This window comes from Paenibacillus sp. FSL F4-0125 (genome assembly GCF_038008565.1).
Taxonomy (GTDB): domain Bacteria; phylum Bacillota; class Bacilli; order Paenibacillales; family Paenibacillaceae; genus Paenibacillus_AQ.
Genome location: NZ_JBBOZJ010000001.1, coordinates 2,319,729 through 2,334,951, shown reverse-complemented (window position 1 = coordinate 2,334,951; position 15,223 = coordinate 2,319,729). Strand labels below are relative to the sequence as shown.

12 protein-coding genes are annotated in these 15,223 nt (G+C 42.6%); 1 reads left to right on the top strand and 11 read right to left on the bottom strand.

Translation table 11 applies throughout. The features are described 5' to 3' along the window. Positions 1-7: 7 nt before the first annotated feature. Entirely contained in the window at positions 8-1,051 is a 1,044-nt protein-coding gene (locus NST74_RS09895; RefSeq protein ID WP_341111792.1) for a YeiH family protein, read from the bottom strand. Between the two features lie 221 nt (positions 1,052-1,272). Next, positions 1,273-3,177 carry an ATP-dependent DNA helicase gene (locus NST74_RS09890; RefSeq protein ID WP_341115863.1) on the bottom strand — a complete coding sequence of 635 codons (1,905 nt, stop codon included), beginning with the start codon at positions 3,175-3,177 and terminating at the stop codon, positions 1,273-1,275. Between the two features lie 282 nt (positions 3,178-3,459). Between NST74_RS09890 and NST74_RS09885 the strand changes: the two genes are divergently transcribed. Beyond that, positions 3,460-3,912, top strand: coding sequence for a hypothetical protein (locus NST74_RS09885; RefSeq protein ID WP_341111789.1), 453 nt, complete (start codon positions 3,460-3,462; stop codon positions 3,910-3,912). Positions 3,913-4,186: 274 nt separating this feature from the next. Here NST74_RS09885 and NST74_RS09880 read toward each other — a convergent pair whose 3' ends face one another. The 9 genes from NST74_RS09880 to NST74_RS09840 all read right to left on the bottom strand — a co-directional run bounded on the left by NST74_RS09880 (position 4,187) and on the right by NST74_RS09840 (position 15,085). Further along, positions 4,187-5,152 carry a pectinesterase family protein gene (locus NST74_RS09880; protein WP_341111786.1) on the bottom strand — a complete coding sequence of 322 codons (966 nt, stop codon included), beginning with the start codon at positions 5,150-5,152 and terminating at the stop codon, positions 4,187-4,189. 25 nt (positions 5,153-5,177) lie between these two features. Then, entirely contained in the window at positions 5,178-6,068 is an 891-nt protein-coding gene (locus NST74_RS09875) for a dienelactone hydrolase family protein (RefSeq protein WP_341111784.1), read from the bottom strand. A 12-nt stretch (positions 6,069-6,080) separates the two neighbouring features. Continuing rightward, complete coding sequence (locus tag NST74_RS09870) at positions 6,081-7,442, bottom strand: glycoside hydrolase family 28 protein (RefSeq protein ID WP_341111783.1); 1,362 nt, start codon at positions 7,440-7,442, stop codon at positions 6,081-6,083. Positions 7,443-7,464: 22 nt separating this feature from the next. Further along, a complete protein-coding gene (locus tag NST74_RS09865) occupies positions 7,465-8,586 on the bottom strand; it encodes a glycoside hydrolase family 88/105 protein (protein ID WP_341111781.1) in 1,122 nt (373 codons plus the stop codon). Between the two features lie 111 nt (positions 8,587-8,697). Continuing rightward, entirely contained in the window at positions 8,698-9,801 is a 1,104-nt protein-coding gene (locus tag NST74_RS09860; protein WP_341111780.1) for a glycoside hydrolase family 88/105 protein, read from the bottom strand. A gap of 42 nt (positions 9,802-9,843) precedes the next feature. After that, complete coding sequence (locus NST74_RS09855) at positions 9,844-10,719, bottom strand: carbohydrate ABC transporter permease (protein WP_341111778.1); 876 nt, start codon at positions 10,717-10,719, stop codon at positions 9,844-9,846. 35 nt (positions 10,720-10,754) lie between these two features. Next, positions 10,755-11,726 (bottom strand): ABC transporter permease, encoded by a 972-nt coding sequence (locus tag NST74_RS09850; protein WP_341111776.1) that lies wholly within the window; start codon positions 11,724-11,726, stop codon positions 10,755-10,757. A gap of 104 nt (positions 11,727-11,830) precedes the next feature. Next, a complete protein-coding gene (locus NST74_RS09845) occupies positions 11,831-13,390 on the bottom strand; it encodes an extracellular solute-binding protein (RefSeq protein ID WP_341111774.1) in 1,560 nt (519 codons plus the stop codon). Between the two features lie 177 nt (positions 13,391-13,567). After that, the gene (locus NST74_RS09840) at positions 13,568-15,085 is read right to left on the bottom strand and encodes an extracellular solute-binding protein (protein ID WP_341111770.1); all 1,518 of its coding nucleotides are present in this window, start codon (positions 15,083-15,085) and stop codon (positions 13,568-13,570) included. Positions 15,086-15,223 lie beyond the last annotated feature (138 nt).

Sequence of the window (15,223 nt, the reverse complement as noted above, 5' to 3'; positions counted from 1 at the left end):
CAAAAGATCATGCCAGTCCAAACCAGTGAACTAGTGTAAATCCAACTAAGGACAACAAGACCGAACCTATAAGCCCAGCTGCAAAAGACTTCATCCCCAGTCGTCTAAATGACGCCGAATCAACATTCAAGCCAAGTCCAGCCATCGCCATAGCGATTAGCATATAAGCTATCGTTACAATTCCATTTGCCACTGATGCAGATACAATCCCTAATGAATTCACACCACTTACGAGTAAGAAACCGAGAATAAACCAAGGAATAGGAATACTTTTCCACGAGGCTTTAGACTGACCTCCCTGAACTTTTCTTTCTGCGCGATTCGTCCAAATCCCAATTAATATAGCCACAGGAACAAGTAAGGCCACCCGAGTCAATTTAACGATGACCGCCATATCTACTGCTGCATTCCCACCTGCATCTGCTGCTGCGATGACGTGAGCAATTTCATGTAAGGTAGCTCCAGAGAATACACCGTAGCCTAGATCGGATAAGCCTAGCAAAGGGTACAAAAAAGTGTAGAGCAACGTGAATATTGTACCTAATATAGCGACTATCGCTGCGCCGATCGCAGTTTCGTCGTCTTTCGCTTTGATTTGTGGAGCAATCGCCACCACCGCTGCCGCACCGCAGATCGCTGTTCCACAGGCAGTTAAGATACTGAGTCGTTTATCAACCTTGAACAGTCGAGCAAGCCCGTAAACAACAGAGATCGTAAATACGATCACGATAACAGCCAGTAGAAATACTCTTGGCCCCGCAGCTACGATATCCATTAAATTCAACCGCATACCAAGCAGGATAATTCCTAAACGCAGTAGCTTTTTGCTGGAAAAATCAGTCCCTTGAGTGATCGTGCCCGGCACTCCGACGGTTGCCCGCCAAATAATTCCGATTAAAATGGCAATGACCAGTTGGCCCATAATAGAGAGAAATGGAAAGCCTGCTAAATACTTTGCGACTAATGCAATGATTAAGGTCAATCCAATGCCAAGCGCAAAACCAACCTGTTTCTTATGGTTCGATTGGTATAATCCCTGTGAATCCCCCATGTCGTATACACCCCTTGTATGAATCTCTAGATGACGGAGGTATGTATATCCTCCATGAATCAACAATAATACGCCATGGCTCGAAAGTTAAATACCAATATACTATCTGTAAGATTAGTAATCCTTATGCTTGAATTAGCGCAAAAAAAGCTCCTTCGAGAAGCAGCATGCCAGAGCATCCGCCTCACCAAAAGAGCGTCGATTGTGATCCTATATTACATTCACACTTCCAGTGTCTGAAGCTTAGTACCCTTCGGTAGTACAGAGGTTATATACTCGTGAACCGGATGTTGTCCTTCGGCTTCCGCAAGCACCGTCACAATTCCTTGGTCCGTGCCCGTTCTGATCAGACGTCCCATCCCTTGTTTAAGTCTCAGCAGCATGTACGGCAAATCCACCTCTTCAAAAGGATTGGAGGTCTCCGCTCGTTTCGCCATAAATACAGGGTCGAGCGGCGGATAAGGCAGTGACCAAATGATCACATTAGATAGTGAAGGTCCTGGTATGTCTAGTCCTTCCCATAGCGTTACCGCACAAAGAACACTATGCTCATCCCTTTGAAAAGCTGAGATTAGATAGCTGATCTCTTGATCTCCTTCAAAGAGGAAAGAATACTTGCTGGATTCTGCTGTCTGCGAGCTGAGCTGCTTGAACTGCAGAAGTTCTTCTCGAGTACGGAATAACAACAGGGCTCTTCCTTCTGTCTGCTGGATAAGCTTCAGGGAGATCTTCATTTTCTCAGCAAAATCACCACTCCGAAGCTCAGGTACATAGACATTCATCTGATGCTCATAATCATAGGGTGAGTCTACAGAGAAAGACAGGAAATCTTGAATACCAAGACTGTCCTTCAAGTATTGGAAGGATTTATCCACGGATAAGGTAGCCGAAGAGAATACGATTGGCATTTTTTGCGTGAACAAGCTGTCTTGGAGTACTTCCTTAACATTACGTGGCATTACCGACAGCGTTAAGCCATCGCTATCTTCTGTCGCCCAGCAGATTAATGCACCTGAATCCTCAAACAATCTCAAGGCAATCTCTATGGTCTCCAAGCGTTCTTCCACAATCCGCAATTGATATTCATCAATCGTATACAGTCCACTTTCGAATACTAATTCTTCTTCGATAGCAGCAATTACACTACGCATGCGGTGCACCTCACGGATTAGCGTTGCATTTAGCTCAATGCTTTTTCGATCCGATCCAGGAATGGTGCGGCATTGACGACGAATGTGTTTAAACATTTGCTCACTTTGCATAATCGCTTCATCGATAAGAACAGCAAGCGTTTCACGAATCTCATTCTGTAACAGACGAGAGATTAGTTCTTCAAAGACAACATGCTTCATTTTATAGCCTAACGCCTTCATGGCGGCAGATTCTAACAAATGCCCTTCGTCAAAAACAACGGCACAATGCTCTGGAAGCAGAGGAATTTGACCTTCTCGTTTACGCGCTTCATAAGTCCAGACATGCTCCATGTAATAATCGTGAGAACAAATGATCAAATCACTTGATTTCCGGTAATGATCACGGGACAACGTCTGCCCACAGCGGTGACGCATATCGCAAGTAAAACAATCCTGAAACGTATCCCAATTGATCTTATTCCATTGCTCATCGTTCAAATCCGGATAGTCCCTGCGGTCGCCATAGGCATGGAACTGCTGCATCGGTGCATGAGAATGTACAAAATCAGGTAGAGTACTGTATAAACTCTCCAGCGGCAAGCTCCCATCATCATTGTTGCGTGCGTGATCCAGCTTTTTCAGGCACATATACTTATCCGGAGATTTCGCTAGTCTGGCATCAATATTCATATTCAGATGCTTCGCAAGCTTGGCAATATCGCCTTCCGGTTTCACAAGCTGCTCGATCAATGACTCATCTGCACAAGCGATAATCGCAGGTTTACCCATATACCGCGCATAACAAATGCTATATAACAAATACACTAAAGTCTTACCCGTACCGACCCCTGCCTCAGCAAAAATCGTCTTTTTCTCAGCAAAAGCTCGCTCCACCTGAAACGCCATGTAAATCTGTTCATCACGGACTTCAAATCCTGCCTCAGGAAGAATTTCATAAAATACATCTCCGACCCATTCTCCTACTTGCTCCATAAAAGGTCTGGTCCGATCATATTCAAAAGGATACTGTGTCGCCAACAAGCCTACCTCCAATATTTGATCAGGCATATCACGTATGCCATGAAAAATAGAATCAACGGAAAAACTCTATTATCTCATAAGATTGGAATAATTACAAAGTAGTTCGTTGGGATAATATAACCGGTGTTACAAGTTACTATAGCATGCAGGAGGATCATTACCTTTAATAGAATTAACAGCTACAGGAATGTATTGGAAGATTCGGAAGATCTCTGATAAAAGGGAGGGGTTAACTTGAAAAAAACATTCATAATCATTTTAATCATTGCAGTGGTTGCTCTCATTTTACCAATCGTATCCACTCCATTTATTAACAATTACATTGCATATTCCACAAAGAAAAATCTAATGGAATTATCTTTGCCAGATAAAACGGAAAGGGTAGATGCTTTATCATCCGCTGGGAAATTAATGGGGAATGGAAATGGAATGCAATTTTTTGGCGCTATTTTAATCAAATCAGAACAAACTTTGGAACAATTAAATAATTTTTATGGAAAGTATCGCAAGAATGATTGGAGTTACATCGTTGAAAAGCAAGTGAGTAATAACATTTCCTTTATTGAACATCGTGATTTGAAATTCAAAGCATTGAAAGCAGATGAAAAGCTAGTTAACTATTATATTGTTTACACTTGGGGCAGTAGTAATTATCCATTAAGTGATCTTGACATACGAGGGCATTAACACTTAAAGGATGTAAGCATTAAACCAAAGGGAGGGAAGAACATGCATTGGAAAAAGTATTTTATTCTAGTGTTACCAACGATAATAATTGGGCTATTTTTATACTCCTTTCTTCCAGCACACCAGAGGCCCTATGTTTTATTAGTTCCTATGATATTCTGGTTGATATATCACACTTGGATTTATATTGAAAGAAAACAAAAGAAATAAAAACGGCAATCAAGGACTCTTTACGCTCGTCCAGGACTGCCTCATTTTTTAAAAGATTAATCCATTACAGTACTTGCTTCCAAAAGTCCGTCCCAGCAAAAACAAACTCTTTATCCAGCGCTTCTCCCCCACCCTCAAAGCAATCTGCCCATGGAACACGCTTCTTCCTCAGGGACGCAGCATCCTTCACGCCATATTCCTGATAACTAACGGTTTGCTCATTCGCTGCGTTATTCCAGTTGTCCCAGCCCATAGGATGAATATGCAAGCCCATCTGACAACCCACAAACACGGTCTTCGCGTACTCGCGCCAAGGACGTCCTAGAAACACTGGAGCAATATCAGGATCGGCTGTTAAGAAGCAATTCTTAAAAATGTAGCCATGTGACTGTCCCTCGGGTGTCGAAGCCGCTGTTATATAACCGGAAAGATTCTCATTATGACGTAAACTGCGAATCTCACATTGATCGAAATAAGCCGTGGCACCGCCAAAAATAAAATCGATGGTTCCTTCTATATAGCAATGCTGGTATAACTGACGATACTGGGCGTGATGTTCTCTCAGCGGATTACCTCCGAATGCCCTTCGCTCTCGTGGAGCAGGTGGTAAAGGTCCGGTGAACAAGGTGTCCTGATACCCCTTAAAGATGCAATTTCTGAATACGGTTTGGTCGCAATGCGCATAGACGGCTAATGCCTGCCCAATACGCTCTCCCTGCCCAGCACTATTGGTTATCACCAGATTCTCTAATACCAAATGACTGCCGCCCAGAAATAACGTTGGAGTAGCAAACGTATTGATTTCTTCCCCCGCTTCATCACGCTCTTTGGCATAATGGTTCATGGTTATTTCCACGTAGCCAAGTCCTATAACCGTAAGATTAGAACGGTAAATCCGAACTGTCTCTTGATAGATGCCGGATAAAATATAGAGCGTAACCGCTTGGCTGGTTGGCTCACCCTCTAGCGAATCTATCGCCTCTTGAATGGTGCGATAATCGCAAAAGGATTCTTTGCCCACTACTAGCATTGTTGTCCGTTCCCTTCCATGGATTTTAGAGATGCTTCGCCAAAAATTGCTGCCATAACGTCCGCATTTCCAGAGTCTCCATATGCCCTCCACTTCCCACTAGCGGTTGCCAATGTTCTGGTCTCCCTGCTGTTTGGTAAGCTTCAGACAATCCTTGAGCCAGATGCTCAACACCTTCAATCGGACATAACCGATCGTTTCTGCCTACTAGACTCATTCGTGGGCGGGGAGCGATCCGCTTTTGAATGTCGAGCGTTGTGTAATGCTTCAATAACCCGGGCACATATGAATAGTAGCCATGATGGTCTAATCCTCTTACAGCAATTAGGGTATGTGCATCTACTTGACCACAGATGTCGACAATCACTCCGACCCGTTCGTCTAATGCAGCCAGCCACCATGCCATCAAACCACCCATGGACATGCCGATTGTTGCGATTCGGGAAGCGTCAATATCCTCACGTTGGCACATGTAATCCAGCATTCGAATATTGTCATACAGCATCATGCCCCACATGACCTGCCCCTTCCATAGCATTTCCTTCACTAGCTCACTCTCAGTTTTACCGCCACGCTCATTAAACCCCCACATATCGATACAGCAAGCAGCGTACCCCATCTCCGTTAGGGCTTTAGCAAAAGAGGGCTGTTGCAAATAGGCGCTGCTGCGAACAAACTCATTACGTCCATTCGCGTAATTCCCCCCATGAGAATGATTAAAGACAACCAGCGGAAACGGTCCCTCTCCATCCAAAGGAATAGCAACATAAGCAGGCACCCGTTCCAATCCATTCAGATCAAGCAAAAGGGATTCGAGGCGATATCCGTCCCGTTCCTCTTGGTTTATTACAGTTACCGAAATCGGCTTATCCGTTGGAAGATCACCTAACAGTTCCTTCAGTTTATCCGGCGCCATGGCTTCCCCCCTTTACGGACACATATTCTGTTCTGTGGGCGAAACGGTAACTTGTTCTACTAGTTTCTCCGGCTTTTTCGTGTTCTTGGACTGACAATTCACGATCTCTATGGCTTCGCCATTTTCAATGTAAAAAGCAGGTCCTTCATGATTCTCGATAGTCACCTGTTGGAATTGTACATCCCTTGCATTGCCTAGGAAAAATCCGCGATTGTTCATGTTCTCGATTCCTGTCATCATGTCCGGATGCCCGGGAACCGCATTACTTGCCATAGAGATATCAATATTTGAAAAAGTAATCTCCGATACATACTGCTCCGCCAGTCCATATAAGAATCCCGCAGCAGCATGAACATTACGTGCGGTAATATTGGCGAAATGGATACGTCTAAAGCATGGCGTTTCATCAGTGATCGGATAAGGATTTTTATCCCACACATATTTTTCTTTCCCGCGCGGCCCACAGAAATAGTATAGATTCAGAGTAAATGGACAAATGACGTCTTCCATTACAATATTACTGATCCTAATGTCTTCAATAGTTCCACCACGACCCCGTCTTGATTTCATACGAATGCCACGATCGGTTTGCTTAAAAACACAGTTGCTAATGGTTACATTCCGAATATCTCCACTCATTTCACTTCCAAGAACAACTCCACCATGCCCATGAACCATGGTACAGTTTGTGATCGTGATATTCTCGCATGGAATACGTTCTTTCGTATCTTCAGTTCCTGCTTTGATAGCAATGCAGTCATCACCTACATCAATATTGCAGTTACTTATCCGCACATTCGTACAGGATTCTGGATTAATACCATCTGTATTCGGAGAATCAGCCGGGTTCAAAATGGACAGGTTATCAATCGTCACATTGTAGCAGGCCACAGGATTAACGGTCCAGCTAGGAGAATTCATCAGCGAGACATCCTTAATCGTTACCCGCTGACAGCTATCAAAGCCAATCAAAGTCGGACGGGGGTACTTTAGCTCTTCCCGACGGTTCCGAAATACATCCCACCATGCCTTACCATTACCATTAATAGTTCCGCTTCCGGTAATCGATATATTGACTAAACCTTTACCATGAATACAAGGTGTATGAACCTGCTGCTTCACCCCTTCCCATCTACATTCCACCGCAGGGTAATTCACAGGGTTCGTACTGAATGAAAGGATCGCTCCTGGATTTAAATTTAATTCAATATTGCTTTTCATAACAATCGCACCCGTATAGTAAGTGCCAGCAGGCACATAAACAGTTCCTCCACCAGCCTCACTTGCCGCTTCAATCGCACGCGCAATCGCTTCTGTCGCTAACATTCCGCTATTCTTAAGCGCACCAAAATCGTCAATATTATATACGGACATTCTATAGCACTCCTATTCTATATCAGATCCAGCCTCTTAATTGTTCGTATTCCACACAGGCTTGCAGGAAAGCACCCACACCTTTTTGGTCATTCGTGACAATAGGCTCACTAATGTAATAAGCAAAGGTACCATCTCTTTGGTCCACTCCACCTAACCCCGCTACTTGGCAATTCTTATTTAGATTGACCCAACCTTCTTTGGTTTCTAGTACAAATTCGCTGATAAGTCCTTGGAAGGCGCGGTCTAACGGTTCGTACCAACTAGCCTCTAACACGCCTAATCGAATCCCTTTTGCCATAGCGTACACAATCATGCTGGAAGCAGAAGCTTCTAAATAATTTCCTTTGCGTTCCCCTAGATTCACTACTTGATACCAGACGCCAGATTCAGGATCCTGATATTTCTTCACAGCAGTTAAAGTGTCATTTAGAATTCGGACCAGCTCTGGATAATCAGAATGCTCACTTGGCAATAACTCTAGAACATCAACTAGAGCCATAAGATACCAGCCAAGTGAACGCGCCCAAAAGTTAGGGGATAGCCCTGTATCGGGGTCACACCAAGACTGAATACGTTGTTCATCCCATGCGTGATATAGCAGACCCGTTTCTGCGTCTTTAGTGTGCTTCTCACATAATATAAATTGTTTCGTCACATCTTCAAGCCCCTGCCCTTCCTCAAAGGCTAGCAAGTAGGCTAAATAAAAAGGAGCACCCATATAAAGACCATCCAACCAGATTTGATAGGGATAAATATTTTTATGCCAAAAAGCGCCTTCCGAGGTTCGCGGATGTGTCTTTAGCTGTTTTCTAAAGAAGGTAGCCGCTTGTTTATATTTTTCCTGCTTGGTTTCTTTATATAGTGTAAATAATAATTTCCCGTTATTAATGTGATCGATATTGTACTCGTCCAAATGATAGCCCTTAACGCTACCATCTTCCTGAATAAAGTAATCCATATGATCTTGAATGAATTGCAGATACTTCGCATCGCCAGTTTGCTTCCACAGCCATTCAAATCCATTCAACACCACACCATAGTCATAGGTCCAGCTTCCGTTGTAGCCTTTATCCTCATAGAGCTTTGGTGTCCTCGCCATGATAGAGTCTGCCGTGTGAATTGCCCAATGTGATCTCTTCATCCCAACCCCCTGATTGTTATTAAATTTAAGAACTACCTTCTCCCACAAAATAATAGGACTTGATTCTCAGTCCCAGAGAATCAAGTCATTGTCTAGTAATGTACGAACATATCAATCTTGAATTAAGCTCTGCATCTCCACACAAGCCATTACCAATGCGCCCACACCATGTAAATCATTCTTAACTTTAGGTCGAGTGACATAACTCTCGTAATCCCCAGCCGAAGTACCTATACAGATGTCCGGCAAAATTAATCTATCCTTCTCATCCCACTGAATCAACCTAGTTAACCCTTCATAGCCTTTTCTCGCTGCAGCTATAGCCATTTCTGTATCACTTACAATGCCATGCTTCACGGCTTTGGCAATCGTGTAGACAAATAAACATGACCCTGAGGTCTCCAGCCAATTATCCGGCTCGTGCCCCTTGTCCACGACCTGATACCAAAGCCCACTCTCTTGATCTTGATAACGAATAAGGGCATCAACGAATTCACTTAAAGTAGAAGATAATCCAGTTCGAGCGGGATCATGGACGGCCAACAGATCAAGAAATTGCGACAATGCGAGACCATACCACCCTAACGATCTGCTCCAGAATTCTGGTGAACAGCCTGTCTCCGGGTTTGACCACGGCATCCGGCGACTCTCGTCCCAAGCATGATATAATAACCCGGTTGTCTCATCTTTCATATGCTTGCGCATTAACTTCTCCTGATGGAGAACCGTATCACGCAAGCTAGAATCGCCATAGACATTAGCATATTTTAACGAGAATACACCTGCCATATAAAGCCCGTCTAACCACATTTGGTTAGCATATTTATCCTTATGCCAGTACCCACCCTCAGAGGTTTTGTTTAACGTAAGCAATAAATTCCTCAGCTTCTCTGCAGCAATGCGATACTTAAGTTTACCTGTCCGCTTATGAAGGTTAAACAGCAGTTGTCCGGCTTGAACGGCATCTAGCTCATCACGGGCAAAATAAAAGTTACCGTATTCATCTACCAAATCATCTACGTATGCCTGAATATACTGGATATAGCGGTCTTCTTGATAAGCATTCCACAACAGCTCCATACCACACAGAAATACGCCTTGATGGTAGTGCCAACGATGTGCCGGAGGAAGCTCTCCCGCTCTGTAAGTATCCATTAAAGAATCGCATGCCTTTTTTGCCCACTCTATCGGTGTTGTTGGTATCCTGGCAGTCATCTCCAAGCTCCTTCCAAAGAATAATCTCTCTTTCAACGCTTGTTAGCCCTTCATAGAACCTAACATTGCTCCTTTAGCAAAATGCTTTTGTATGAATGGATATACACAGACAATTGGTAAAGTAGCTACTACGATAACAGCCATTTTAATCGTTTGGTCTGGCGGTGGAACGGCAGTATCCAGTGTAGAGCTGTGATCCATGCCGCTGGCAAGTACAACAATTTGTCTGAGCAGAACCTGTATTGGCCACTTCGAACTATCATCCAAATACAGAATCGCATTCATGTAGGTATTCCAATACGTAACCGCATAGAACAATCCGATAGTCGCTAACGCAGGTAAGGATAGTGGTAATACTATTCGAAATAATATTCCAAAGTCGTTACAACCATCAATTTTGGCTGACTCCTCCAGACCTTCAGGTATATTTTGGAAGAAGTTCCGCAAAATAATCATGTTAAACGCACTAATTGCTGAAGGAAGAATAAGTGCTGCATAGCTATCTATCAGTCCTAATTCCTTCACCACAAGGAACGTTGGGATCATTCCACCATGAAAGAGCATGGTGAACACAACCATAAAGTTAACCACTTTACGTCCGTCCAGATCTCTTCTGGTAAGGGCGTAGGCCATCAAAGAAGTTATAAACAAACTGAGGAAAGTACCCACTGCCGTGACACCAATGGAAACACCCATGGCTTTAAATATTGTATTCGTTGAAAAGATAAACTTGTATGCTTCCAAACTCCATACCTTTGGAATCAGTACAAATTTACTAGAGGCTAGTTCTGCACTCGTTGTGAAAGAGCCTGCTACAACGTGAACAAGGGGAAGCACAGTAATTAAAGCAATGATCGCAAGCAGCGTAAAGTTTATAGCAGAAAAAATTCTGCCACTGATTGTTTTATCTTGTACCATTTCGATTCCTCCTACAACATATCAATAAACACCTATCAATAAACGCCTTCTTCTCCCATTTTCTTGGATGCTTTATTCACCAGCATTACCATTATCAAGCCGACAATGGATTTGAAGAATCCAATGGCTGTACTGTAACTAAACTGCCCCTGTCTCAGGCCTGCAGTATATACATACGTATCGATAATTTCCGCAACTTCTCGATTCATGGAGTTAAGAAGCAAAAACACATGTTCAAATCCAAGATCTAGAACGGAACCAATTTTCAGAATAAATAATGTGATAATTACGCCTCTAATCGCTGGAAGTGTAATATGCCAGACTTGTCTGAGTCGTCCAGCTCCATCCATACGTGATGCTTCGTAAAGTCCTGGATCAATGGCAGCTATGGAAGCTAGATAAATAATCGTTCCCCAGCCTGCTTCTCTCCAAATCACCTGAATAATATACATGGGCCTGAACCATACAGGATTAAGCAGGAAATTGACTTTTTCAAATCCAAAATAAGAAAGTAGCTCGTTGATAATCCCTCCATCCATCGTAACCATTACAAAAGAAATGGAGACGATGATAACCAACGACAAAAAATGGGGCAAATAGAAGATCGTCTGAAAGGTTCTTTTGAAAAAGCTGCCTTGAAGTTCATTTAACATCAGGGCAAGTATAATCGGCATTGGGAAATAGATAAGAATATTTAATCCGAAAAGCACAAGTGTGTTCACTAATATATTTAAGAAATCCGGCTCAGTGAACAACCTACTGAAATGCTTCATTCCCACCCAGTCACTGCCTGTTATTCCTTGATAAGGCTTATAATCTTGGAATGCAATAATTAATCCGTACATAGGAAAATATTTAAAAACAATAAAATACAGTACGCCCGGCGTTAGCATGACATATAGCCATTTATTTCTCCACAGTCGTTTCTTTAGTTCACTACTGTTTTTATAAACTACAGGCTTAGGCTTCATTTGAGGAGCTGAACTGGGCTGTGCGACATCCTGCATGCTTCTCTTCCTTTCTCCTTCTTTATTCAAACTCTTTATTTCTCCATGTGGTTAGGAAAAGAAAAGGTTGTTGAAACAGGATCAACAACCTTTTCAACTATGATTTATTTCTTGTACAACGCGTTATACTCTTCAATAATCTTTGCTCCGCCACGATTCTTCCAGTTCTCAACTTCTTTTTCGAACCCTGCTTTGTCGATCTGCCCATAGATATATTTGTAAGTCGCATCGGTAATGATCTGCTGAAGCTCAACACCTTTTTCTGTATAGGTTGGCGAATCCATAGCAGCTGTTGGATCTGCTACACCCACCTTGACATTCTCAAGAACTAATTGATCCGCATGAATTCTTCCTGGCAGCGTATTATAGTTCTCGTACATTCCATTGGTTTCAGCTTCGCCAATAACGCTGTCCTTATATCCCTTTACTTCACGTTCAATCAATTCTTTATCATCTGTAGCTTTCGCTTTACCGTCTTCAACAGTATAGTGAGTACCTTCAATTCCCCAATACATCAAGTTAGCTACTTCCGGGGTCATCATTTGATCAAAGAAAGCAAGTATCTTTTTGAGCTCTGCTTCATCCTTCACAGCAGATTTCGGGAACAAGACAACATTGTTATATCCTGGAATCATCCATTGAGCGTATTTGCCATCAGGACTTGCGACCATACTGTGTGCGTCCAGGACGGCATCCGGGAAATTCTTAATGGTATCTTTATTGAGGGAATCAATATCTTGCATGGAGCCCCCAATATAGAGTCCGCCCTTTCCAGCCTTAAACATATTTGTAGCATCCGTTTTGCTGGTGGCAGCGAAATCTTGATTAATGTATCCGCCATCACGGGCTTTTTTGAAGAAGTCCATCGTTTCAATATACTGCGGGAATGTAAATTCAGGCGCTAACTTACCGTCAATTTCACCCCATGTATTAGGTGTTCCAAACCAGGAAGATACTGTTTTAAAAGCACCATAAGTCAATTCATTGCGGTCAATAATACCTGTAGTATCTTTTTGTCCATTGCCATCCGGATCTTGTTCAGTGAAAGCCTTAGCCATTTCGAACAATTCATCAACATTAGCTGGTGCAGCAAGTCCTAATTTATCTGCCCAGTCTTTCCGGTAGATGATCCCTTGTCGTGCAAGCGGGCGGCCGATATATAGGGTGTAAAGCTTTCCGTCCACTTTTGTGTTATTCAGAATTTCAGGCTTCAATTTACTCAAATTCGGGTATTCGCTTAAGAGTGGACCAATTTCCCAGAATTGTCCGTCTTTTATCGCTTCTTTCATTTGAATGAAGGTTGTCTGATTCTTCAAATATGTTACTTGCGGCAATGAGCCGGTAGCAAAAGATGAATTCAGTTTTTCTTCATAAGTATCAGCCGGGAAAAATTGATAAGTCAGCTTCGTGTTGGTCAATTTCTCAAGTTCATTCTTAATCGTGTCTGGTGGTGTCTCTGGAATATTCAATGGAAGCATGATCTTAATTTCTGTTGGTCCTGCTTTCACATCTTCTTTAGTAGCTTCTGTCTCTACCGGCTTAGCAGTGCTCTCACTACTTGCAGTTTCAGAACTTGCTTGATTGTTGTTACCACCACATCCAGCTAGCAATGTGCTGAATGCTAACAGTGATGTCAACAACATGGTGAAGGATTTCTTCTTCATACCATTTTGACCTCCATAATTTGTATTGGTTACGAGTCCCACATTACATCGTCGGCAAAGTTACGAAAACAATCATTTCCCCATAAAGGGCCGTTCTTAAAGGGATCTGAGCAAATGATTATGGTGATAACACAAAAAAATCCACCGCGTCATCCGCAGTGGATCAAACTAACCTATTTACTTCTCTATCCCAAGCTCAGCCTCACCATATTCCTTAATAATCTGATCTCCTCCGCTGGCTCTCCATTTCTCAACTTCCTTCTGGAATCCCTCAATGGTTATATTGCCTAGTATGTAATTGTACGTAGCGTCCACAATGATTGTAGACAATTCCACATTCTTTTCATCATAGGTAGAAGAGCTTAAAGACACAGTCGGATCGTCGACCAGAAAAGATTCATTATCTTTACTTAGCTGATCCGCAAGTGAAGTCAATTGCTCCTTCTGAGCCACCTCCATAATGTTCTTATTACTAATATCTGCAATCATCAAAGAATATAAAGGATTTACTTCTTGCACCCGCAGCTCCGAAGTCTCCTCGGGAAGAATGATTTTTCCTCCCTCAAGCTTATAATGGCGCCCTTCAAACCCATACATCATTATATTCGCTACATCTTTATCCATGGTTCGATCAAAGAATTCGAGTACCTGGCGGAGTTCATCCTCCGTAGCAATGGCTTTTTTGGAGAAGAGATAGAGTCCATTATAATTGGGTATCGACCACACCTTATATCCTTCAGGCCCTTCGACCCGATTGATTAATGTAAGTTCTGCCTTTGGATTCAAATTCTGGGCTTCAATAGACAGCCGCTTTACATCTGTCATACTGCCGATAAATACACCAGCAATACCATTAATGAACTTATCGCGTTGTACTTCTTTGCTCGTTAAGGCGAAATCCTGATTAATAATTTTCTCATCATATAATTTTTTCATGAAATTCATGGTGTTCATATACTCAGCGGTCACAAATTCAGGAACGAATTGATGATTCTCTAGTTTCCAATTATTTGGTGTGCCAAAATACGAACTTAACGTCTTAAATACCCCATACACAAGATCATTTCGATCGACTAATCCGTAGGTATCCTGTCTGCCATTCTGATCTGGATCATTGTATGTAAATTGTCTCATGACCTCATATAGTTCATCCAGTGTTTGCGGATTATTTAAATGAAGATTGTCGAGCCAATCCTTGCGTATAATAACCCCCTGTCTGGATGAGGGGCGTTCCGTATATAAGCCATAGACCTTACTATCTACAGAAGTCTGCTTAAGAATGGCGGGGTTCAGTTGTTTAAGATTGGAGAACTCCTGAAGGTATGGGCCGATCTCCCAAAAGGCATCCGAACGAATAGCATTTTTCACCAGATTATAGTCTGAGAATTTTACAAATGTGACCTTTCCGAGGGAATTGGTTGTTAGCGCCGTGTTCATCTTATCCGTGTAGACACCCTCTGGAACCCACCTTATATCTAGCTTCACACCTGTCAGCCTTTCGATCTCTGCCATAATCTCTTTCGAAGGCTGTTGTGGAAAATGAAGGGGCGCCAAAATGGAGATACTCGGGGGAGACACTTTTGGGCCGGAATCGGCAGACTCCTTATTATTGCAAGCGCTTAACAAAGAGAAAACGAGCAAAGCAAATAAACAGAAATACATCGTTGCCCTTCTATCCATTGATACTCTAGACATTTTGTGGCCTCCTAGATATTGTAAGGATTATTACCTGAAAGCTTGAAGATTTTACATTTTATAAGCATAATTAGAGCTAATGATTATCGCGAAGCGAGATGATTATTGTTATTTCCTACCAAGTTACATACACTTAGA